Origin of the sequence: Micromonospora sp. NPDC050495, assembly GCF_040655175.1 — a bacterium.
In the GTDB taxonomy this organism is placed as follows: Bacteria; Actinomycetota; Actinomycetes; order Mycobacteriales; family Micromonosporaceae; genus Micromonospora.
This window is the reverse complement of the sequence record NZ_JBFAJK010000007.1, coordinates 156725-179542: the sequence shown is the minus strand read 5'-3', so window position 1 is coordinate 179542 and position 22818 is coordinate 156725. Positions and strand designations below refer to the sequence as shown.

The 22818-nt window shown below is 72.2% G+C and carries 19 protein-coding genes; 12 read left to right on the top strand and 7 right to left on the bottom strand.

Annotation, left to right across the window (positions count from 1 at the left end; translation table 11 throughout):
• Positions 1-226: 226 nt before the first annotated feature.
• From AB0I11_RS11155 to AB0I11_RS11135, 5 genes are all read left to right on the top strand, one after another.
• Positions 227-1897 (top strand): ABC transporter substrate-binding protein, encoded by a 1671-nt coding sequence (locus AB0I11_RS11155; protein WP_357317071.1) that lies wholly within the window; start codon positions 227-229, stop codon positions 1895-1897.
• A gap of 98 nt (positions 1898-1995) precedes the next feature.
• The gene (locus AB0I11_RS11150) at positions 1996-3003 is read left to right on the top strand and encodes an ABC transporter permease (RefSeq protein WP_357317068.1); all 1008 of its coding nucleotides are present in this window, start codon (positions 1996-1998) and stop codon (positions 3001-3003) included.
• Entirely contained in the window at positions 3000-4040 is a 1041-nt protein-coding gene (locus tag AB0I11_RS11145; RefSeq protein WP_357317065.1) for an ABC transporter permease, read from the top strand. The genes AB0I11_RS11150 and AB0I11_RS11145 overlap by 4 nt, the downstream gene beginning before the upstream one ends.
• A gap of 55 nt (positions 4041-4095) precedes the next feature.
• The gene (locus tag AB0I11_RS11140; RefSeq protein ID WP_357317062.1) at positions 4096-5082 is read left to right on the top strand and encodes an ABC transporter ATP-binding protein; all 987 of its coding nucleotides are present in this window, start codon (positions 4096-4098) and stop codon (positions 5080-5082) included.
• Positions 5083-5087: 5 nt separating this feature from the next.
• Entirely contained in the window at positions 5088-6185 is a 1098-nt protein-coding gene (locus AB0I11_RS11135) for an oligopeptide/dipeptide ABC transporter ATP-binding protein (protein WP_357317147.1), read from the top strand.
• Positions 6186-6235: 50 nt separating this feature from the next.
• Here the strand turns inward: AB0I11_RS11135 and AB0I11_RS11130 are convergent, their stop codons facing one another.
• Positions 6236-6694 (bottom strand): hypothetical protein, encoded by a 459-nt coding sequence (locus AB0I11_RS11130; RefSeq protein ID WP_357317059.1) that lies wholly within the window; start codon positions 6692-6694, stop codon positions 6236-6238.
• 64 nt (positions 6695-6758) lie between these two features.
• Positions 6759-7319 (bottom strand): HNH endonuclease family protein, encoded by a 561-nt coding sequence (locus tag AB0I11_RS11125; RefSeq protein WP_357317144.1) that lies wholly within the window; start codon positions 7317-7319, stop codon positions 6759-6761.
• Positions 7320-7511: 192 nt separating this feature from the next.
• Here AB0I11_RS11125 and AB0I11_RS11120 point away from each other — a divergent pair, with 192 nt between their 5' ends.
• Both AB0I11_RS11120 and AB0I11_RS11115 read left to right on the top strand, forming a co-directional pair.
• Positions 7512-8993, top strand: a complete 1482-nt coding sequence (locus tag AB0I11_RS11120; RefSeq protein ID WP_357317056.1) for an MFS transporter — start codon at positions 7512-7514, stop codon at positions 8991-8993.
• 26 nt (positions 8994-9019) lie between these two features.
• Positions 9020-9232, top strand: a complete 213-nt coding sequence (locus AB0I11_RS11115) for a DUF1737 domain-containing protein (RefSeq protein ID WP_091316864.1) — start codon at positions 9020-9022, stop codon at positions 9230-9232.
• A 44-nt stretch (positions 9233-9276) separates the two neighbouring features.
• Here AB0I11_RS11115 and leuA read toward each other — a convergent pair whose 3' ends face one another.
• Both leuA and AB0I11_RS11105 read right to left on the bottom strand, forming a co-directional pair.
• Positions 9277-11028 carry a 2-isopropylmalate synthase gene (gene leuA, locus AB0I11_RS11110; RefSeq protein WP_357317051.1) on the bottom strand — a complete coding sequence of 584 codons (1752 nt, stop codon included), beginning with the start codon at positions 11026-11028 and terminating at the stop codon, positions 9277-9279.
• Between the two features lie 239 nt (positions 11029-11267).
• A complete protein-coding gene (locus tag AB0I11_RS11105; RefSeq protein WP_357317048.1) occupies positions 11268-12539 on the bottom strand; it encodes an MFS transporter in 1272 nt (423 codons plus the stop codon).
• Between the two features lie 77 nt (positions 12540-12616).
• On the opposite strand from AB0I11_RS11105, the gene AB0I11_RS11100 reads away from it, so the two are divergent.
• Entirely contained in the window at positions 12617-13603 is a 987-nt protein-coding gene (locus AB0I11_RS11100) for a MarR family transcriptional regulator (protein ID WP_357317045.1), read from the top strand.
• 18 nt (positions 13604-13621) lie between these two features.
• Here the strand turns inward: AB0I11_RS11100 and AB0I11_RS11095 are convergent, their stop codons facing one another.
• On the bottom strand, positions 13622-14164 hold the full coding sequence (locus AB0I11_RS11095) for a nitroreductase family protein (RefSeq protein ID WP_357317042.1): 543 nt from the start codon (positions 14162-14164) through the stop codon (positions 13622-13624).
• An 84-nt stretch (positions 14165-14248) separates the two neighbouring features.
• Positions 14249-15031 (bottom strand): hypothetical protein, encoded by a 783-nt coding sequence (locus AB0I11_RS11090; protein ID WP_357317038.1) that lies wholly within the window; start codon positions 15029-15031, stop codon positions 14249-14251.
• A gap of 248 nt (positions 15032-15279) precedes the next feature.
• On the opposite strand from AB0I11_RS11090, the gene AB0I11_RS11085 reads away from it, so the two are divergent.
• Positions 15280-16545: an aspartate kinase gene (locus AB0I11_RS11085; RefSeq protein ID WP_357317035.1), complete on the top strand. Its 1266-nt coding sequence runs from the start codon at positions 15280-15282 to the stop codon at positions 16543-16545.
• 6 nt (positions 16546-16551) lie between these two features.
• Positions 16552-17610 (top strand): aspartate-semialdehyde dehydrogenase, encoded by a 1059-nt coding sequence (locus AB0I11_RS11080; RefSeq protein WP_357317032.1) that lies wholly within the window; start codon positions 16552-16554, stop codon positions 17608-17610.
• Positions 17611-17824: 214 nt separating this feature from the next.
• Here the strand turns inward: AB0I11_RS11080 and AB0I11_RS11075 are convergent, their stop codons facing one another.
• The gene (locus AB0I11_RS11075) at positions 17825-19276 is read right to left on the bottom strand and encodes a sensor domain-containing diguanylate cyclase (RefSeq protein WP_357317029.1); all 1452 of its coding nucleotides are present in this window, start codon (positions 19274-19276) and stop codon (positions 17825-17827) included.
• A gap of 173 nt (positions 19277-19449) precedes the next feature.
• On the opposite strand from AB0I11_RS11075, the gene AB0I11_RS11070 reads away from it, so the two are divergent.
• The gene (locus AB0I11_RS11070; RefSeq protein ID WP_357317026.1) at positions 19450-20229 is read left to right on the top strand and encodes a phosphodiesterase; all 780 of its coding nucleotides are present in this window, start codon (positions 19450-19452) and stop codon (positions 20227-20229) included.
• Between the two features lie 804 nt (positions 20230-21033).
• Positions 21034-22773, top strand: coding sequence for a bifunctional metallophosphatase/5'-nucleotidase (locus AB0I11_RS11065; RefSeq protein ID WP_357317023.1), 1740 nt, complete (start codon positions 21034-21036; stop codon positions 22771-22773).
• The last annotated feature ends 45 nt before the right edge of the window (positions 22774-22818 follow it).

The following is a 22818-nucleotide window of genomic DNA, read 5'->3' as shown; positions in this document are numbered from 1 at the left end:
CCGGCGCGCCGTCCGCTTTGCGCTGATCCGTCCTATCCCACCATCTGCTCGTCGCTGTGACAGTCCTGTTTGTCGGAAGATCAGGTGCTGTCAGACCCGGCAGCTTGGTGTCGGCTTGATAGCGATTGCCTAACGGGCGTTCCGCTTCTGTGTGTCGTGTCATAGCCTCCCGCACACGGACTGAGTCACAGCTCGGCGTGGGACATGCGCATGACAGAGGTGAGAGATGCAGGCGAGCAGGCTTAAAGCGGCCGTGGCCCTCGCGGCCGCTGCCGCTCTGGCGGTCGGAGCGTCCGGCTGCGCCAAGAGCGAGCGCGACGAGGGCAGCGGTGGGGCCAAGACCGGCGGCACCTTCGTCTTCGCGGGCGCCGGTAACCCCAAGAACTTCGACCCGATCTTCAACGACGACGGTGAGTCGTTCCGGCCGATCCGGCAGATGTACGACACCCTCGTGCAGAACAAGCCGGGCACGGCCGATCTGCAGGGCGCCCTGGCGGAGAGCTGGGAGCACGACCCTGACGGCAAGGTCTGGACCTTCCACCTCCGCAAGGGCGTGAAGTTCCACGACGGCACCGACTTCAACGCGGCCGCGGTCTGCTTCAACTTCGACCGCTGGTTCAACATGAAGGGCGCCGCCGCCCAGTCGCAGATGATCTACTACTCGGACGTCTTCGGCGGTTTCGCCAAGAACGAGGCCGAGGGTGTCGGCGAGCCTGTCTACAACAAGTGCGAGGCGAAGGACGACGGCACCGCCGTCGTCACGATGAACCGGTACAAGGGCGCCTTCCCCGGCGCGTTCGCGCTGACCGCGCTCTCGATCGCGAGCCCCGAGGCGCTGAAGAAGTACGACGCCAACACGGTGAAGCAGAACGGCGACTCCTTCGAGTACAGCGCGTTCGCCAACGAGCACCCGGTCGGCACCGGCCCGTTCACCTTCGGCGGCTGGGACAAGGCCAAGGGTGAGATCACCTTGAACCGGAACCCCGACTACTGGGGCGAGAAGGCCAAGGTGGACAAGCTCGTCATCAAGATCATTGAGGACGAGAACACCCGCAAGCAGGAGCTGCGCGCCGGCACCGTCCAGGGCATCGACTTCCCGGCCCCGGCCGACCGCAAGGCGCTCTCGGGCGAGGGCTTCCAGGTCCTCGACCGCCCGGCGTTCAACATCCTCTACCTCGGCTTCAACCAGAAGAACCCGAAGCTGAAGGACCTGCGGGTGCGCCAGGCCATCGCCTACGCCCTCAACCGCCAGCAGCTCGTCCAGACCAAGGGCCCGGGTGGCACCAAGGTCGCCGACGAGTTCATGCCGGACACCGTGCTCGGCTACGCCCAGGACGTGCAGAAGTACGAGTACAACCCGGACAAGGCCAAGCAGCTGCTCAAGGAGGCCGGGGTCAGCAACCTGACCTTGAACTTCTACTACCCGACCGACGTGTCCCGGCCGTACATGCCGAACCCGCAGGAGATCTTCACCGTCCTGGCCAACGACCTCCAGGCCGTGGGCATCAAGGTCAACGGTGTGGCCCGCCCGTGGAACGGTGGCTACAAGGACGACGTGCAGCAGTTCGGCAAGCACGACCTGCACATCCTCGGCTGGACCGGTGACTACAACGACCCGGGCAACTTCGTCGGCACGTTCTTCGGCCGCGCCAAGGTCGAGTTCGGCGACCAGTCCATGACCGAGATGTTCGACGCCATCACCAAGGCCGACGGCACGGTCGACGAGGCCGGCAAGAAGGCCGCGTGGGAGCAGGTCAACCGCGACATCGCCGCCAAGTGGCTGCCGGCCGTGCCGGTGTGGCACGCCCCGCCGGCCATCGTGGTCACCAAGGACGTCAAGGGTCTGGTCGCCAGCCCGCTGACGGACGAGCGGTTCAACACCGTCAGCGTCGGCTGAGGACGCCTGATCCGCTGACGCGACACGGAATCGGCCCGGGCTGGGCTTACCCCGGCCCGGGCCGATTCGGCGGCTACCGAGAATCTGGTGTGTGAGAGATGTTGCGAGTCATAGTCCGCCGCCTGCTACAGCTGGTGGTGACCCTGATAGGGCTGTCCGCGCTCGTCTTCGTCTGGCTGCGGAACCTGCCCGGCGGACCGATCGAGGCGCTGCTCGGTGAGCGGGCCACCCCGGAACGGCGGGCCCTGCTGATCAAGGCGCTCGGCTACGACCAGCCGATCCTGGTGCAGTACGCCAAGTTCATGCAGCGGCTGCTGACCGGCGACTTCGGTAACTCGATCCGGAGCGGCGATCCGGTCACCGAGGTGATCGGCCGCGCCTTTCCCGCCACCATCGAGCTGGCCGCGGCCGCCATGGTCATCGCGATCGGGCTCGGCGTGCCGCTCGGCTACCTGGCCGCCCGGCACCGCGGCCGGCTGCTGGACAACATGAGCATCGCCGGCACCCTGCTCGGCATCTCGATTCCGATCTTCTTCCTGGGCTACCTGCTCAAGGACGTCTTCACCCAGAACATCCACTGGTTCCCGCCCTCGGGCCGGATGAGCACCGGCGTGGACAACACCGAGATCACCGGCTTCTTCGTCCTCGACGGTCTGCTCACGCGGGAGTTCGACGCCACCGCGGACGCGCTCTGGCACCTGATCCTGCCGGCGCTCACCCTGGCCACCATCCCGCTCGCGGTGATCGTCCGGATCACCCGGGCCAGCGTGCTCGACGTGCTCAACGAGGACTTCGTCCGCACGGCCGAGGCGAAGGGCCTGCGGCACAAGACCATCCGGGGCCGGCACATCCTGCGCAACGCCCTGCTGCCGGTGGTCACCACCATCGGCCTGCAGACTGGCGCGCTGCTCTCCGGCGCGGTGCTCACCGAGCGGGTCTACAACTGGGGCGGCCTCGGCACACTGATCTACAACTCGATCAGCGGCGGCCGTGACTACCCGGTGCTCCAGGCGCTGATCCTGCTGGCCGCGCTGGTCTTCGTGCTGGTCAACCTCCTGGTCGACCTCTCCTACGCCTTCATCGACCCGAGGGTGCGTGTGCGATGAGTGATCCGATCACCCGGCCCACGGTGTCCCCGCAACGCGAGAGCGTGGACCCCTCCGCCGTCGAGGAGAAGCGCGAGGGCACCCTGCCGCGCGGCCTCGACCGGCTCGGCGAGCGCAAGCGCGCCCGGTTGGAGCAGCTCGCCCAGGCCACCGCCGACAAGGGCGGCGTGAGCCTGGTCCGGGACGCGTTCCGCCGGCTGCGGCGCAACCCGACGGCGATCTTCGGCGCGTCCATCGTGGCGCTGTTCATCCTGGTGGCGATCTTCGCACCGCTGCTCGCGCCGCACGACCCCGCGCAGCGCTTCGACGAGCTGACGAAGAACCTCACCGTGGACAACATCCCCGGGGCCAGCAGCGATTTCCCGTTGGGCTCCGACCCGCTCGGCCGGGACTTCCTGTCCCGCATGATCCACGGAAGCCGGCAGACCCTGTTCGTCGGCGTGCTCGCCACCTTCATCGGGCTGGCCCTGGGCGTGCTGGTCGGCGCGATCGCCGGCGCCTTCGGCGGCTGGGTCGACAACATCCTGATGCGCTTCACCGACGTGATGCTGGCGCTGCCGGCCCTGCTGCTGGCGATCAGCCTGGTGGCCATGGCCAGCCGGTCCAGCCAGTGGACGGTCATCATCGCGGTGGCCATCGTCAACGTGCCGATCTTCGCCCGGCTGCTGCGCGGTTCGATGCTCGCGCAACGGGAGAGCGACCACGTGCTGGCCGCCCGGGCGCTCGGCGTCAAGCAGAGGTCGATCGTGCTCCGGCACATGCTGCCGAACGCGATGACCGCGGTGATCGTGCAGGCCACACTGACCCTCTCCACCGCGATCCTGGAGGCGGCGTCACTCTCCTTCCTCGGCCTCGGTGACCCCGACATCAACCGCGCCGAGTGGGGCCTGATGCTCGGCGTGGACGGTCAGCGCTACTTCGAGGTCCGCCCCGAACTGGCCTACTACCCGGCGGTCGCGATCATCATTGTCGCGCTCGGCTTCACCCTGCTGGGCGAGGGCATGCGCGAGGCGATCGACCCGAAGAGCCGGCGGTGACGGCGATGCGCTGGACCAGCATGGCCGGCCCCGGCCGGCGAGAGGACGTGACCCGATGAGCCTGCTCGACGTACGTGACCTGACCGTGGTGTTCCAGCGCCGTGGCGAGCGGCCGTTCACCGCGGTCGACAAGGTCAGCTTCAGTGTGGAGCCGGGGCAGACCGTGGGTCTGGTCGGCGAGTCCGGCTGTGGCAAGAGCGTGACCAGCCTGGCGATCATGGGCCTGCTGCCCGGGCGCGGCAACAAGGTCACCGGCGAGGTCAACTTCGACGGCGCCGACCTGCTGAAGCTGCGCCCGGACGACCTGCGGGATCGGCGTGGCCGGGACATCGGCATGATCTTCCAGGACCCGCTCTCCTCGCTGAACCCGGTCGTGCCGATCGGCATCCAGGTGGCCGAGGTGCTGGAACGGCACCGGGGCATGGACCGCAAGGCGGCCCTGAAGGAGGCCCGGGAGCTGCTCGACGCCGTCGGCATCCCGGACCCGAACCGCCGGCTCAAGGAATACCCGCACCAGATCTCCGGCGGCATGCGGCAGCGGGCGCTGATCGCCATCGCGCTGGCCTGCAAGCCGCGGCTGCTGATCGCGGACGAGCCGACCACCGCCCTGGACGTGACCATCCAGGCGCAGATCCTCACCCTGCTCAAGCAGCTCGTCGACGAGACCGGCACCGCGCTCATCATGATCACGCACGACCTGGGCGTGGTCGCCGGCCTCTGCGACACGGTCAACGTGCTCTACGGCGGCAAGGTGGTGGAGCGGGCGGCCCGACACGAGCTGTTCGCCCGGCCGCGGCACCCGTACACGCACGGGCTGCTGAGCTCGGTGCCCCGGCTGGACTCGCCCCGGGGCGAGCGGCTGCACGCCATCCGTGGCTCGGTGGCCGACAACATCCCCTGGGGCGAGGGGTGCGCCTTCGCGCCGCGCTGCGACAACGTGGTGGACGCCTGCCTGGAGGGCACCCCGCCGCTGGAGCCCACCGCGACCGGCGGCGACCTGCGCTGCAACAACCCCGTTTCCGAGGAGGTGGCGGTCCCGTGACCGAGCTGACCGAGCGGACCGAACCCCTGGTCGAACTGCGCGACGTCAAGGTCCACTTCCCGGTCAAGAGCGGGGTGCTCTTCGACCGGACGATCGGCTACGTCTACGCCGTGGACGGCGTCTCGCTCTCCATCAACCGGGGCGAGACGTACGGGCTGGTGGGCGAGTCGGGCTGCGGCAAGTCCACGCTGGGCCGGGGCCTGCTGCGGCTGGTCGAGCCGACCGACGGCGAGATCGTGTTCGACGGCACGGACGTCCGCTCGCTCAAGGGCGAGTCGATGCGCAAGGCCCGCCGCCGGATGCAGATGATCTTCCAGGATCCGCTGTCCAGTCTCGACCCCCGCCAGTCGGTGGAGTCGCTGCTGGTCGAAGGACTCAAGGCGCACGGGCTGGCCGGCGACAAGGCGGCCACCGCCAAGCGGCTGCGGGACACCCTGGCCGCGGTCGGCCTGCCCGCCTCCGCGCTGAGCAAGTACCCGCACGAGTTCTCCGGCGGCCAGCGGCAGCGCATCGGCATCGCCCGGGCGCTGGTGCTCGACCCGGAACTGATCGTCGCCGACGAGCCGGTCTCCGCGCTGGACGTGTCGATCCAGGCCCAGGTGCTCAACCTGCTCGAGGACATCCAGAACGAGCGCGGCCTGACGTACCTGATCATCGCGCACGACCTCGCGGTGGTCCGGCACATCGCGGACACGGTCGGAGTGATGTACCTCGGTGGCCTGGTCGAGGAGGCGTCCAGCGACGACCTCTACCGGGAGCCGATGCACCCGTACACCCGGGCGCTGATGTCGGCGGTGCCGGTGCCGGACCCGCAGGTGGAGGACCGCCGCGAGCGGATCCTGCTCGCCGGCGACCTGCCCTCGCCGACGAACCCGCCGGCCGGCTGCCGGTTCCACACCCGGTGCCCGTGGGCCCAGCCGACCCGCTGCGCGGAGGAACGGCCGGCGCTGCGCGAGGTGCTCGGCAGTCACCGGGTCGCGTGCCACTACGCCGAGGACATCGCGGCCGGCCGGATTCGGCCGCACGAGGTGGAGCCGGAGCTGGTCCGGCCGGACGACGGCGCGGCGCCGGGCGACCCCGGTGAGCTGATCCCGACCCCGTGAGCACAGGACGAGGCCCCCTTCCCGAGCCGGGAAGGGGGCCTCGTCCTGGTTCAGCCCTCGGGACGGTTCAGCAGGGCGACCGCGATGGCGTGCACCGCGTCCAGCCCGGCCGGGTCGGCCAGCGCCGCCTTCCCGCCGGTCACCACGTACCACTCGTCGGCGTCCTTGTACTGCACGCGCAGGACGACCTGCCCGTCGGCCCACTCGGTGCGCAGGGTGAGCTCCCCGGTCACCACGCCGACCTCGTCGGTCATCACGCCGCCCGGCCCGGCCGTGATGTCGGTGCTCCGCTGCTGCGTCCCGCCGGCCGGCGGGGCCGCGTCGGCGGCCATGCCGGCGCCGGAGACGTCGGCCGGGGCGGCGGGCGCGCCGTCGGCCGTCATGCCGGCCGAGGTCGGACCGGCCGCGGTCGCACCGGCGGGGGACGCCGCCGCGTCCCCGCCCGCCGCGTCCGGTGTCTGCTCCGGCCCCGGCGTACCGCCGGACCCGGTCACCGCTTGCTCACTCATCCGGCCCCCTCGCTCCGCTCGCTGGCCGCCCCGCCGGGGCGGGGATCCGCTCGCCGGCGCCCGCTCACGGGCAGCCCTCCAACATGTCGGTCAGGGCGGCCTTCTCGGCGCTGGTCACCGTGAGCCGCCAGTAGTGCTTCACCGTCACCCAGTCGGCCGCGTACTGGCACCAGTAGGACTTGCTGGGCGGCTTCCACTGGGACGGGTCCTGGTCACCCTTTGCCCGGTTGGACCGCTGCGAAACCGCCACCAGCTGGGGCCGGGTCAGGTCGTTGGCGAAATCGCCGCGCTTCGAGTCGTCCCACTCGTCGGCGCCCGACCGCCACGCGTTGGCCAGTGGCACCATGTGGTCGATGTCCACGTCGGCGGGATCGGTCAGCGCCATCCCGTCGTACACGCTCTCCCAGCGGCCACCGACCACGTTGCAACCGGAGAGCTTGATGCCCTCCCCGTCCCGTTGCAGCACGCTGTCCCGCACGTCGCAGTTCTTGCCGGTGCCCCGCCAGTGCGGGAAGTGGGTCCGGCTGTAACCCTTCATCGAACCGGCCGCCGCGACGGTCAGCTCACCGAGCTGCTGGTTGACGTTGCCCGTGGCGCTCGGCGACGTCGCCGGCTCGTCGGCCATCGGCACACAGCCGGACACGCCGAGCACCAGCGCCGCGGTGAGCGCGGCCGCCGACCCGGCACGGGCTCCTGATCTCGTACGCACAGACGACACCTCTTTAGCTTGCGGGCTCCCGGCGAGTCCGCACAGTACCTGGCGGCGGATTCTGTGATTCGTGGCGTCGGGACCCGGGGCCCGGCAGAGTGGACTTCCATGACCCCACCGGCCCCCGCACTCCGCACCGGCACCGCCGCCGGCCGGGGCACCCTGCTCGCCGCGACCCTCGCCTCCGGCATGGTCTTCCTGGACAGCACCGTGGTCAACGTGGCGCTGCCCCGGCTCGGGGCGGACCTCGACGCCACCGTCGCCGATCTCCAGTGGACGGTGAACGGCTACCTGCTCATGCTGGCCGCGTTCGTGCTGCTCGGCGGCGCGCTCGGGGACCGGTTCGGCCGGCGGCGGATCTTCCTGCTCGGGGTGGTGTGGTTCGCCGTGGCGTCGGTGCTCTGCGGACTGTCCCAGGGGATCGGCTGGCTGATCGCGGCGCGGTTCCTCCAGGGCGCCGGCGGGGCGCTGCTCACCCCCGGCTCGCTCGCCGTGCTCCAGGCCAGCTTCCACCCCGATGACCGGGGCAAGGCGATCGGCACCTGGTCCGGGCTCTCCGGGGTGGCCACCACGCTCGGCCCGCTCCTCGGCGGCTGGCTGATCGACGCGTTCTCCTGGCGGTGGATCTTCTTCGTCAACCTGCCGCTGGCCGTCGGGGTGGTGTTCGCCGCGCTGCGCTGGGTGCCGGAGAGCCGGGACGAGGCCGCCTCGCGGACCGGGGCGGGGCGGCGGTTCGACGTGGCGGGCGCACTGCTCGGCGCGCTGGGCCTGGGCGGCGTCACGTACGCGCTGATCGACGCCCCGACGCGCGGCGCCCGCTCCCCGGCGGTGCTGGCCGCGGCGGTGGCCGGGGTGGTCGCCGTGGTGGCCTTCGTGCTCGTCGAGCGGCGGCGCGGCGACACCGCGATGCTGCCCACCGGGCTGTTCGGCAGCCGGCTGTTCTCGGTGCTGAACGTCTTCACCGTGGTGGTGTACGCGGCCCTCGGCGGTTTCACCTTCTTCCTCGCCGTCTACCTGCAGAACGTGGTCGGCTGGTCGGCGCTGCTCACCGGCCTGGCCACGGTGCCGATGACGGTGCTGCTGCTACTCGGTTCGTCGCGCGCCGGGGCGATGGCGGCCCGGATCGGCCCGCGGCTGCCGCTGAGCGTCGGCCCGGTGGTCGCGGCCGCCGGTCTGCTGCTGCTGCGCCGCGTCGGGCCGGGCGCGTCGTACTGGACGGATGTGCTGCCCGGGGTGGTCCTGTTCGGAGCGGGCCTGACCCTGGTGGTCGCGCCGCTGACCGCCTCGGTGCTGGCGGCGGTGGCGGACCGCTTCGCCGGGGTGGCGAGCGGGTTCAACAACGCCGCCTCGCGGGCCGGCGGCCTGCTCGCGGTGGCCGCGCTGCCGCTGCTGGTCGGCCTCTCCGGCACCGGGTACGAGCAGAAGGGCGCGCTCGCCGACGCGTACCGGGGGGCGCTGGCGTGGTGCGCGGGCCTGCTGGTGGCCGGTGCGGTGCTGGCCGCCGTGCTGATCCACCGGCCGGAGCGGACCGCACCCGGCGGCCAGCCCTGCCCGTCGCTGCCCGCCTCGACGCCGCCGGACCGGCGGTGACCGGCGCCGCTGTTAACGTCGGGGCCATGGGTGATCAGGAGAGTGGGACGCCGGCCCGGCTGCGGTACCGGCTGCTGACCGGGCCGGACGACGCCGACTTCTGCCGGCGGGTCAGCGACCTGCTGGCCGACGGCTACCGGCTGCACGGCTCGCCGGCGGCGACCTTCGACGGGCAGCGGGTGATCGTGGCGCAGGCGGTCGTCCTCGACGACGGCAACCCCGTCGTCGTGCCGGTCTGACCGGGTGGTCGGGCGCCGCACGCCGGGGCCCGACCACCCGTCGCTCAGCTCCGGGCGCGGTTGACCGCGCTGGTGACCGCCTTGATCGAGGCGGTCACGATGTTGGCGTCGACGCCGACGCCCCAGACCGTGGCGCCGTCCACCTCGCACTCCACGTACGCGGCGGCCTGCGCGTCCCCACCCGAGGAGAGCGCGTGCTCGTGGTAGTCGAGCACCCGTACCGCCACGCCCAGCGACTGCAGCGCGTTGACGTACGCGTCGATCGGGCCGTTGCCGACCGCGGTGAGCGGGCGGACCTCGTCGCCGGTGCCGACCTGGGCCTCGATCTCCACCTTGCCGTCGGCGGTGCCGATGGTGTAGCCGGCCAGGGTGACCGCCGGGTCGACCTGGTGGTCGACCAGGTAGTTGCGGGCGAAGATCTCCCACATGGTGCCCGGCTCGACCTCACCGCCGTCGTGGTCGGTGACCTGCTGGACCACGCCGGAGAACTCGATCTGGAGGCGGCGCGGCAGGTCGAGCTGGTGCTCGGTCTTCATGATGTACGCGACGCCGCCCTTGCCGGACTGCGAGTTGACCCGGATGACCGCCTCGTAGGTGCGGCCCAGGTCCTTCGGGTCGATCGGCAGGTAGGGCACCGCCCAGCTGAACTCGTCGACCGGCACCCCGGCCGCCGCCGCGTCGGCGTGCAGCGCGTCGAAGCCCTTGTTGATGGCGTCCTGGTGCGAGCCGGAGAACGCGGTGTAGACCAGGTCGCCCGCGTACGGGTGGCGCTCGTGCACCGGCAGCTGGTTGCAGTACTCGACGGCCCGCTTGACCTCGTCGATGTTCGAGAAGTCGATCATCGGGTCGATGCCCTGGGAGAACAGGTTCAGCCCCAGGGTGACCAGGTCGACGTTGCCGGTGCGCTCGCCGTTGCCGAACAGGCAGCCCTCGACGCGGTCGGCCCCGGCCAGCAGGCCCAGCTCGGCGGCGGCCACGCCGGTGCCCCGGTCGTTGTGCGGGTGCAGGCTCAGCACCAGGCTGTCCCGCCGGGGCAGGCGCCGGTGCATCCACTCGATGGAGTCGGCGTAGACGTTCGGCGTGGCCATCTCGACGGTGGCCGGCAGGTTGATGATCAGCTTCCGGTCCGGGGTCGGCTCGATCACCTCGATGACCTTGGTGCAGACCTCCAGCGCGTACTCCAGCTCGGTGCCGGTGTACGACTCGGGCGAGTACTCGTAGTAGATCTCGGTGTCCGGGGTGTGGATCTCGGCGTACTTCTGGCAGAGCCGCGCCGCGCTCGTCGCGATGTCGGTGATGCCGTCCCGGTCCAGGCCGAAGACCACCCGGCGCTGCAGCGTCGAGGTGGAGTTGTAGAAGTGCACGATGGCCCGGCGGGCGCCGCGCAGCGACTCGAAGGTGCGGTCGATCAGGTGCTCCCGGCACTGCGTCAGCACCTGGATGGTGACGTCCTCCGGGATGAGGTCCTGCTCGATCAGCTGGCGGACGAAGTCGTAGTCGGTCTGGCTGGCCGAGGGGAAGCCGACCTCGATCTCCTTGTAGCCCATCTGCACGAGCAGCTGGAACATCCGGCGCTTGCGCTCCGGCGACATCGGGTCGATCAGCGCCTGGTTGCCGTCGCGCAGGTCCACCGCGCACCAGCGCGGCGCGGCCTCGACCCGGCGGGTCGGCCAGGTGCGGTCCGGCAGGTCGACGCGGAACTGCTGGTCGTACGGCAGGTAACGGTGGACCGGCATCCGGCTGGGGCGCTGCCGGGCGAACGGATCGGTCTCAGCGTCGGTGACAGGTTGAGCCATCTCGGTGTGCTCCCTGGGAACATGTGGCGTCAGCAGATCGGAAGGTGTCGGCGTGGGTGCCGCGCGACGATGCGCGGCGGAGCCGAGAAGAAGATCGGATGTGCTGGACGGCGCGGTTCAACTCCGCGACGAGGTGCCGGCCGGTCAGGCCTCGTCGCGGCAGCCAAGGAGAAGGAACGCCCGCCACATGACTAGGTCACCCTACGTGGTGAGACCGGCAGTGGGAAGGCGGGTCCGGACTATGGGACCGGAGTCACCGCCCGCTCCGCCACCGGCTCGCCCAGTCGCGGCGTCCGTCCGGCCCACGCCACCGCAGGCACGATCGCCATTCCGACCAGCACGAAGATCGCTGCCATCGGGAACCAGCCCCAGCCGCCGGTGGTCACGCCGAGGGCGGTCAGGCCGGCCGGGGCAATCAGGTACTGCACCTGCTCGCCGAGCCGCAGCGCCCCCACGTACGCGCCGCGCTGGTTGTCCGGCGGAAGGGTGGCGGTGAGCCCCCAGGTGCCCGCCGACTCGATCAGCTCGGCCATGATCAGCACCAGCGCGGCGGCCACCAGCACCACGATGGTGAGCGGCCCCCGGGTGGCCGCGGAGAGCGGCAGGACCAGACAGGAGAGGGCGATCAGCAGGCCGCCACGACGGGAGGCCCGCGCCGCGCCCGCGGCGGTGTCGGCACCCCGGCTGACACGTACCTGGAGCAGCACGATCAGGACCGTGTTCAGCAGCACCAGCGCGGCGATCACCGTCTTCGGGGCGTCGGTGTGGGTGAGGATCCACAGCGGCATGACCGTCAGGTAGAGCACGCCGTGCGCGGTGAGCAGTCCGGACAGCAGGGACACGGCCATGAACGGGCGGTCCCGCAGCACGGCGAGCCGGCTCCGCGGCTCCACCGGCCGGGCCACCTGCGGCAGCCGGGGCAGTCGTCGGACGAACAGCGCCGTGACCAGGAAGACGGTCGAGATGAACCAGACCATTCCCCGGTACGCCTCGATCGTGTCCACCGCCAGCACCAGGCCGCTGACCACCGCCCCCAGCCCGAAGCCGAGGTTCAACGACGAACGCTGGTACGCCATCGCCGTGACCCGTTCGGCCGGGGGGACCGCGTTGATCGAGTAGACCTGCCGGGCCACGCCTGTCGACGCGTCCACAGCTGCCAGCGCCACCACCACGGCGAGGAAGCTCGCGAAGCCACCCACGAACGGGTACGTCGCGAAGAGCGCGGCGTTCAGCACCAGCCCGACCACCCAGACCCGCTGCGGCCCGTACCGGTCGGTGAGCCCGCCCAGCGGCACCGTACCCAGCAGCGACACCCCCGCGGCGATGGACAGGCCCAGCCCGACCTGGGCGGCGCTGAGGCCGAGCGCCCGGGTGAAGAAGACGGCGCTGCCGGCGTGGAACAGGCCACTGCCGACCGCTCCGACCATGGCCTGGACGGCCAGGGCGCGGGTCAGCCCGGCGGGCGGTACCACGTGGCGGACGGCGGTGCGGATGTGCTCTCTGGCCCCCATGGGCGGTGAGTGAATCCGGTCCCCATCGTTCCCGTCGAACCTTTTAGGCTGGGCCGAATCCTGGGTTCGGGGGTCGTGTGTCCGAGTTGCGGTTCAGCCTGGCCGACGTGGCGGGAGTGCGGGTCGCCGTGTCGCCGGCCAACGAGACGGTCATGAGCATGTGGGCGCTGGCCAACCCGCTCCGCTACGCGGTGCACCTGCCCTGGATCGACCGGGCCCGGGTGACGTTGCGCCGCCCCGAGGTGGCTGCCCGGGTCCGACCGCTTGTGGAGCTGACCTGGCGGGGTTGCCCGTTGCCCGACTTCCTCACCCCGGCGGCCCGCCCGAACGTGGAGATGGCCGAGCAACTCGACCAGATCGCGGCGACGCCCCCCGACGTGGTGGTTCGGGACCTGCTGGCGACCACGCCGCGCCGGCCGCTGAGCCCGTTCGGGCGGGCGCTGCTCGCCGAGCCCCGCGAGCTGCTGCCGCAGCTCGTTGACGCGATGCGCGTCTGGTACGACGAGGCGATCGCCCCGGACTGGCCGCGGATGCGGGCGCTGCTCGACGCGGACGTGGCGTACCGCGCCGCCCAACTCGCCGAGGGCGGGGCCGGTCATTTCTTCGAGCGGTTGCACCCGAGCCTGCGCTGGCTCGGTGACCGGGTGGTCGGCGACGACCCGTTCGAGCGGGACTTCGACCTGCGCGGTCGTGGGTTGGCGCTGAACCCGACGGTGTTCACCGAGCGGCGGGTGCTGTGGAACCTGCTGGAGGCGTCGCTGCCCGCCGCTGCGTATCCGGTCCGGGCGGTCGGGACGCTCTGGGAGGCGACCGCGCCGCCCTCGGGCGACGCGCTGGCACGGGTGGTCGGTCCGGGCCGTGCGACGTTGCTGCACCTGCTCGACACGGCGGCGACCACCACCGATCTGGCCCGGCGCACCGGGCTGTCGGGCGGCAGCGTCTCGCAGCACCTGGCCGCGCTGCACGCCGCCGGCCTGGTGTCCCGGTCCCGGCAGGGCCGGCACGTGCTCTACCGCAACACCGAGGCCGCGACGGTCCTCGTCCGGGCCAGCCGCGGCGGCTGACCGGGCCGGCGGGGTGGCTCAGGCGAGCAGGAGGGCGGCGAGCGGCCGGCGGTGGCGCAGCGCGGTCTCCCGGTCCCGCAGGTCATCGGGAAGTGCGGACGGGTCCCCGAGTCGGCCGATCGCGACCACCACGAAGGGCCGGACCTCGGCGGCCAGGTCCAGTTCGGTGGCGAGGCCGGCGCGGTCGAAGCGGGTGAGCTGATGCACGTGCAGGCCGAGCGCGGTGGCCTGGACGGTGAGGTGGGCGATCGCCTGGCCCAGGTCGTACGCGGCCCGCTCCGCCGCGCCCGGCCCGGCCGCGCCGGTGTGCGCGCCGACCAGCAGGGCCCCGGCATGCCGGGCCCAGCGCTGCTCGGGCTCGGGGAGGCTGACCAGGACCCGTTTCCAGGTCTCGTCCTGCCGGTGCCCGAGGGCGAACCGCCAGGGCTGCGCGTTGCCCGCCGACGGCGCCCAGCGGGCGGCCTCGAGCAGCAAGGTCGCCTCGTCGCCGGTGAGCTCGGCGTGCGGGTCGAAGGCGCGGGGACTCCAGCGGAAGGCGAGCAGCGGGGTGAGGTCGGTCATGGGCAAAGCATCCCGGATGCACGTTTTGCCCTGTCTGACGGGTCGGTCAGGTGTGGCCAAGAGCACCCGTAACGGACATGTGGGTCAGGACGTTCCCGTGCTCGCGCTGTCGGTGGGCTCCGGCGCCTCCCGCCCGACCGGGTCGCCCTCGACGACCGGTCCGGCCAGCGACACGGTGGCCGGCGCCGGCCCCGGCTCGCCGGCCAGCCGGAGCGTCCCGAAGGCGGCCCGGACCGCGGCCGGGGTGCCGTCCGGCCGGTAGCAGTAGATCCCGACGTCCAGCGGGGCGTTCAACGACGCCGAGGTGGTGTCGACCGAGTAGCAGTCGCCGGTGGCCCCGGTCGGCGCGGTCGCCGGGGAGACCGCCAGCGGCGCCCGCCGGTCGGTGAGCACCTCCAGCCAGTCGGTGAAAGGGTGCTGCACCCGGGGGTCCAGCTTCCGGGGCAGCGCGTCGTCCGGGTCGCCGAGGCGTACGCAGCTCGCCGACCCCGGCCGCCCCGGCGACGGCAGCGCGCACTGGAACAGCCCGTCGCCGTTCGCCGCGAGCGAGACGTCGACCGTGCCGCCCCAGCCCCAACCGGGCACGTCGACCCGCCAGCTGCCGTCGTTCGCGCTGGTCACCGTGATGGTGCGGTCCGGTCCGTCGCCCGTGACGAGCAGGTACGTGGCGGTCAGGTGCCGATCCTGGGCGGCGGCGGCCAGCGCGGCCAACTCGTCCCGGGCCGCGTCCGCCTCCGCCGGAGCCGGGTCGGCGGTGCTGGTCGGCGCCGGCCGGGGCGGGTCGGCGGTGCAGGCGGCCAGCAGTGCGGGCAGGGCGATCGCCAGGACGCCGGCCAGTCGCCGGGCCGCGCGGAGATGAGCGTGCACCGGGACATTCTGCGGTGCCCGACCGGGTGTGGGGAGCCCGCCGTACGGCTGGCTTGCCGGCGTGTCGCGCGGACCTCGACGGGCCGGCACGCCGCTGGTGAGCCGCCCACGCCAGGCCGGATGGTGGGATCACCCGACCCGGCGGCCGACGCCGCCCGATACGCTGAGGAGGTCTGACACGCGCCGCCGGACCTCGGACCGGCGGCGTCGGCACGCTCAGGGTCGTCGCTGGGAGGGAGTGCACCGTCGTGGCACTCGTGGTGCAGAAGTACGGCGGATCCTCCGTCGCCAACGCCGAGCGGATCAAGCGGGTGGCCGAGCGCATCGTCGCCGCCCGGAAGGCCGGCGACGACGTGGTCGTGGTGGTCTCCGCGATGGGCGACACCACCGACGAGCTGCTCGACCTGGCCAACCAGGTGAGCCCGCTGCCGCCCGGTCGGGAGCTGGACATGCTGCTCACCGCGGGGGAGCGGATCTCCATGGCGCTGCTCGCCATGGCCATCCACAACCTGGGGTACGAGGCCCGCTCGTTCACCGGCTCGCAGGCCGGCGTGATCACCACCTCGGTGCACGGCCGGGCGCGGATCATCGACGTCACCCCGGGCCGCCTCAAGGGCGCGCTGGACGAGGGCGCGGTGGTCATCGTGGCCGGCTTCCAGGGCGTCTCGCAGGACACCAAGGACGTCACCACGCTGGGCCGGGGCGGGTCGGACACCACCGCTGTGGCGCTCGCCGCCGCGCTCGACGCGGACGTCTGCGAGATCTACACCGACGTGGACGGCGTCTTCTCCGCCGATCCCCGGATCGTGCCGAACGCCCGGCACATCAAGCACATCACTTACGAGGAGATGCTGGAGCTGGCCGCCTGCGGCGCCAAGGTGCTGCACCTGCGCAGTGTCGAGTACGCCCGGCGCGCGGGCTTGCCGATCCACGTCCGTTCGTCATACTCGACCAACACCGGCACGATGGTCACCGGATCGATGGAGGACCTTCCTGTGGAACAGGCACTGATCACTGGGGTCGCCCACGACCGCAGCGAAGCGAAGATCACCATCGTCGGGGTGCCCGACGAGCCCGGCGCCGCGGCCCGGATCTTCGACACCGTCGCCGGTGCCGAGATCAACATCGACATGATCGTGCAGAACGTGTCCACCGAGGGCACCGGGCGCACCGACATCTCGTTCACGCTGCCCAAGACCGACGGGCCGACCGCCATGGCCGCGCTCAGCAAGATCCAGGAGTCGGTCAAGTTCAAGGGCCTGCTCTACGACGACCACGTCGGCAAGGTCTCGCTGATCGGCGCCGGGATGCGCTCGCACCCGGGCGTCGCGGCCGGCTTCTTCGCCGCCCTCGGCGCGGCCGGGGTGAACATCGAGATGATCTCCACCTCCGAGATCCGGGTCTCCGTGGTCTGCCGGGACACCGACCTCGACAAGGCGGTGCGAGCCATCCACGACGCCTTCGACCTGGGCGGTGACACCGCAGCCGTGGTCTACGCGGGGACCGGGCGGTAGCGGGAGATGTCACTGCCCACCCTCGCCGTGGTCGGGGCGACCGGCGCCGTCGGCACGGTCATGTGCCAGCTGCTCTCCTCCCGCCGCAACGTCTGGGGCGAGATCCGGCTGCTCGCCTCGGCGCGCTCGGCGGGCCGCCGGGTGCAGTGCCGCGGCGAGGAGCTGACCGTCCAGGAGCTCACCGCGGAGGCCTTCGACGGCGTCGACGTGGCCATGTTCGACGTGCCGGACGAGGTTTCCGTGCGGTGGGCGCCGGAGGCGGTGGCCCGGGGCGCCGTGGTGGTCGACAACTCCGGCGCGTTCCGGATGGACCGGGACGTCCCGCTGGTCGTTCCGGAGATCAACCCCGAGCAGGTACGCAACCGGCCCAAGGGCATCATCGCCAACGCCAACTGCACCACCCTCGCGATGATCGTGGCGATCGCCCCGCTGCACCGCGAGTACGGCCTCCGCGAGCTGGTGCTCGCCTCGTACCAGGCGGCGTCCGGGGCGGGTCAGGCCGGCGCCGACGCGCTGTACGCCCAACTCGGCAAGATCGCCGGGGACCGGGTGCTCGGCTCCCGCCCCGGTGACGTCCGGCAGGCCGTCGGCGACGAACTGGGTCCGTTCCCGGCCCCGCTGGCGCTCAACGTGGTGCCCTGGGCCGGCTCGCTCGGCGACGGCGGCTGGTCGTCCGAGGAGCTGAAGATGCGCAACGAGTCGCGCAAGATCCTCGGCCTGCCCGACCTCAAGGTCTCCGCCACCTGCGTACGGGTGCCGGTGGTGACCGGCCACTCGGTCGCCGTGCACGCGGTCTTCGCCACCGAGGTGGACGCCGAGGGCGCCCGCGAGGCGCTGCGCAACGCGCCCGGCGTGATCCTGGTCGACGACCCGGCGGCCGGCGAGTTCCCGATGCCGATCGACGCGGTCGGCACCGACCCCTCCTGGGTCGGCCGCATCCGCCGCGCGGTGGACGACCCCCGCGCCCTCGACCTCTTCGTCACCGGCGACAACCTCCGCAAGGGCGCCGCGCTCAACACCGCCCAGATAGCCGAACTCCTCGCCACCGACCTGTCCCACCCCTAACCACCCCCGGGCCGCCCTGCGCCGGGCTCCGTGCGCCGGGCCTCGCCGATCATGGAGTTGTGGTGCCTCGGATGTCCGATCGGCGCCCTTTGGCTGGTGCCACAACTCCTTGATCGACGCGGGGCGGGGCGGGCAGGGCAGGGCGGGCAGGCGGGGCGGGCAGGGCAGGGCAGGGCGCGGGGCGGGCAGAGCGGGCGGGTCCGGGGTGGCGGGGTTAGGCGGCGGAGAGGTGGACGGCGTCGCGGCCGTGGCGCTTGGCGGCGTAGAGGGCCTGGTCGGCGCGGTGCAGGGTGCGCTGGGGTGACTCGCCGGGGCGGGGAAGGGCCACGCCGACGCTGATGGTGCGGCCGGTGCGCCGGGCCGCCTCGGCGAGCCGCTCGGCGATCCGGACCGCCTCCTCCGGGCGGTTCACCTCGATCACCGCGACGAACTCGTCCCCGCCGGTCCGGTACAGCTCGTCGCCCTGCCGCAGCGCGCCCTCCAGCGCCCGGGCCAGCCCCACCAGCAGCCGGTCCCCGGCCTGGTGGCCGTACGTGTCGTTGACCGTCTTGAAGCCGTCCACGTCGATTGCCAGCAGGGCGGTACGCCCCGGCGTGGCGGTGGCGATCCGCTGCCCGAACGGCCCGGTGTGGCGCAGCCCGGTGAGCGGGTCGGAGCTGGCCTGCTCGCGCAGCCGGTCGAGGGTACGCAGCCGGTCGAGGCAGGTCCACGCCTGCCCGGCCAGCAGCTCCATCAGGTTGACCGTGGTCGGGTCGGGACGTAGCAGCCGCTCGTCGGCGACCAGCAGCACCCCGCCGCCGTCCGCCGGGCCGACCGGCACCGCCACCAGGGTGCGCGCGCCGGCGCGGGCCAGCGGCTGGTAGTCCTCGGTGGGCGGGTGTCCCGCCTCGCCCAGCGTGTACGCCGCGCCGTGCCGGTGCGCCCGCGCGATCAGCCGGCCGAACGCGGCCGGACCGGCCTCGGCCAGCTCGGCGCGGAGCCGCGCCTCCAGCTCGCCGGGCGTGCCGGTGGGGTCGCCGAGCCGGGGCCCTCGCCGGCCGGCCAGCAGCAGCACGGCCGCGGCGAGCCCTGAGACGTCTCGGGCCGCGGTGAGCGCGGCGGCCATCAGGTCCCAGTCGGTGGGGGCGGCGGTCATCGCGGCGGCGTGCCGGAGCAGCTTCTCGCTACGGCTCTCCGCCGGCGGGCCGCCGAGCGCCACGATCCGGGCGCCCAGCCCGCCGGCCAGCTGTTCCGCGGTCTCCCGCCAGCGCGCCAGCTCGACCGGCTTGCTCCACTGCAGGTCGAGCACGCCGATCGGCCGCCCCGACGGGTCCAGCACCGGCACGCAGAGCTCGGTGGTGACGTCGGGGCGTACCGGGAGGTAGTCGGGGTCGGTGGTGACGTCGGCGACGGTGGCCGGCTCGCCGGAGGCGTAGACCCGGCCGACGATCGAGCGCCGCCGCTCGGGGTGCGGCGCGCCGGGTTCGTGGTGCGGGACCGTGGCGAAGACCTGCCAGGCGCCGGTGGCCGCGACGCAGCGGAGCCGGTCGTGCACCGCGAGCAGCACCGAGATGGTCGCCGGGGTGTGCCGGGCGAGCGCGCTGACTGCCGTCTGGCATGCCTCGAGGGCGGTCGACGCCGTGGACAGGCGGACCGTGACGTCTCGGGCGACTCGCTCGTGATCCACGTCGTTCCTGGTGAGAGGGGTGGTTGCGCGATCAAGAGTACTCAGCGGCGGGCTCGTCGACCTTCGTACACATGTGCTATCCACAGGGTGTGGACACGGCCTGTGGGCAGAGCGCGGGCCGCGCGGTGGGGTGGTCGACGCTAGCGTGAGGGTTCCGGCCCGAGGAGGCGTCGATGCTCATCGCCCAGCTCAGCGACCCGCACGTGACCACCGGCCCGCTCGCCGCCGAGCCGGCCACCGGGCTGCACCGGGCCCTCGGTCGGGCGCTGGCGCTGCGCCCCCGGCCCGACTGTGTGGTGATCACCGGCGACCTGGTCGAGAACGGCCGGCCCGACGAGTACGTCGCGTTGCGCGAGATCATCGGACGCTTCCCGCTGCCGGTGCATCTGGCGACCGGCAGCCACGACGACCGGGAGTCCCTGCTGGACACGTTCGGCGGCACGCCGTACCTGGGGGGCGGCTTCTCGGCGTACTACCACCTCGACCACCCGGACGCGACGCTCGTGGTGCTGGACTCGCTCGCCGTCGGTGACGACGCCGGTCGGCTCGGCGAGGAGCAGCTCGGCTGGCTCGACGGGGTGCTCGCCGGCCGGCCCGAGGTGCCCGCCGTCGTGTGCCTGCACCATCCGCCGGTCGCGGTCGGCATCCCGGCCCTGGACGCCAGCCGGCTCACCGACGCCGACGACCTCGCGGCCGTGCTCCGGCGGCACCCCCACGTGGTACGCGTCGCCGCCGGCCACCTGCACCGCCCGGTGACCGCCAACTTCGCCGGCACGGTGCTGACCACGGCGCCGAGCACCTGGATGCAGGCGAGCCTGACCATGACCGACGATCCGCAGCTCGGGATGGTGGCCGAGCCGACCGCCTTTCTGCTGCACCGGGTGGCCGCGGACGGCTGCGTCACGCACACCGTCCCGGTGAGCCATGCCGCGGCCCGGACCTGCTGGTTCTGAACCCGGTCCCGGCTGATCGCGACGGCGGAGCCCGCCGCGGGCCCGGCTGCCGGTCGTGGCGGCGACCGGTGCGGGAGCGGCCCGGCGCACGGCGCGAGGTCCGCGTGGGACGGCCGGGCGGCACGGCGCGAGGTCCGTGGCGCGGTCGGGCGGCACGGCGCGAGGTCCGTGGCAGGGCCGGGCCGCACGGCGTTAGGGCCGCGTGGACGGTCGGGCCGCACGCCGTGAGGGCCGCGGCGCGGTCGGTCGTTGCTCCACATCGGACCAGGTGAAGGGTCACCCGGAACGGCGAGGACGATCAACTTTCGGGTGCCGTCGGCCGCCCCACGGACGTATTTGTTGACGCCGAAGAGGTTGCCGCGGGTAGGAGTTTGCCGGTGAATGGGGGACCTGGGGTGGCGGGGGGTGCGGGTACCTGGCGCTGACCCCCGCGGAACGCGACGCCGGCTCCCCGGTCCCTGGAGCCGGCGTCGCGCCGGTCCGCGGCGCGCCCGCCGGTGCTATCGTCGCCCAGCGGGACGTGCTCGGGCGAGGTGCCGGGGTGACAGCGGGCGGTCGTGAAGGAATTCACCTGACCGTCATGTCGGACTCGTCGGGCAGACCGGCACAGGTCGCCCCCCGGATCCACCATTCTCGGTGGCCGCCCCGGTCGACCGAACGCCCAGTGGATGAGAAGCTTGCCCCCGGCGGGGCGGCGTTCCCCCGATTGCCGCCTTGCGCGCCGACCCCTGTCACGGCACGGATCAGGGTCGCCGGGCGAACCATCGTCCGGACAACCACGCGCCGAACCTCATGAGGAGTTCCATGTCCGTCCCCGGGATGCGTCGGGCCGCTGTCGGCCTGGCCGCACTCGCCGCGACCGCGTTCACCGCGGTCGCCGTCCACCCCGACCAGGCCGAGGCCGGTCCGAAGCCGGTGGACGTCAAGCTGCTCGCCATCAACGACTTCCACGGCAACCTCGAGCCGCCGACCGGCTCGAGCGGCACCATCGACGGTAAGACCGCCGGTGGCGCGGAATACCTGGCCACCCAGCTCGACATGCTGCGCGGCACCACGAAGAAGGAGCGGGACCACACCGTCACGGTCGCCGCCGGTGACCTGATCGGCGCCTCCCCGCTGCTCTCCGCGGCCTTCCACGACGAGCCCACCATCGAGGAGATGAACCTCGCCGGGCTCGAGTTCACCAGCGTCGGCAACCACGAGTTCGACGAGGGCGCCGCCGAGCTGCTGCGCATGCAGAACGGTGGCTGCCACCCGGTCGACGGCTGCGGCGACGGCACCCCGTTCAAGGGCGCCGACTTCCAGTACCTGTCGGCGAACGCCTTCAAGACCGCCACCGGCAAGCCGCTGCTGCCGCCGTACGGGATCAAGAAGATCGACGGCATCAAGATCGGCTTCATCGGGATGACCCTTGAGGGCACCCCGCAGATCGTCAGCCAGCAGGGCGTCGCCGGGCTCAGCTTCGCCGACGAGGCGGACACCGCCAACAAGTACGCCCGCATCCTGCGCAAGCAGGGCGTGGAGTCCATCGTCGTGCTGCTGCACGAGGGTGGCGTGCAGAACGGCGGCGGCATCAACGACTGCACCGGGTTCAGCGGCCCGATCGTCGACATCGCCAACCGGATGGACCCGGCCATCGACGTGATCGTCAGCGGGCACACCCACGCCGCGTACAACTGCAACATCAACGGCAAGCTGGTCACCAGCGCCAGCTCCTTCGGCCGCCTGGTCACCGACATCGACCTGAAGATCGACCGGCGGACCAGGGACATCGTCAGCGCGTCGGCGAACAACGTCGTGGTCACCCGGGACGTCCCGAAGGACCCGGCCAGCACCGAGCTGATCAACCACTACAAGACCGCCCTCGGCCCGGTGGCCGACAAGGTGGTCGGCGAGACCACCGGCGTGCTCACCAAGACTCCCGAGAACCTGTACCAGACCGGGGTCGACGCCAACGGCAAGCCGACGTACATGTTCGGTGAGTCGCCGCTCGGCAACGTCATCGCCGACGCGCAGCTCGCCGCCACCGACAACGAGCAGAACGCGGTCGCCGCGTTCATGAACCCCGGCGGGGTCCGCGCCGACCTCGACGCCGGCCCGGTCACCTACGCCGAGGCGTTCACCGTCCAGCCGTTCGCCAACAACCTGGTGACCCTGGACCTGACCGGTGCGCAGCTCTACTGCCTGTTGGAGCAGCAGTTCACCACCGCCAAGGTGCTGTACGCCTCGTCGACCGTGCACTACGTCGTCGACGTCAACGGCACCACCGCACCGGTCGCCACGCCGTGCAGCGGCACCCGGGTGGTCCGGGGCAGCCTCACCATCAACGGCACCCCGGTCACCGACACCGCGACCTACCGGGTCACGGTGAACAACTTCCTCTCCGGCGGGGGTGACGGCTTCAGCGTCCTCACCGGTGGCACCAACGCGGTCACCGGCATGATCGACCTGGACGCCTTCACCGCGTACCTGACCGAGAAGTCGCCGGTCTCCGCGCCGGCGCTGGACCGGATCCAGACCACCGCGGAGGTTCCCGCCGCCTGACGGGACCCGCTCAGAACGGTCCCCGGAGCGCCTGCTCCGGGGACC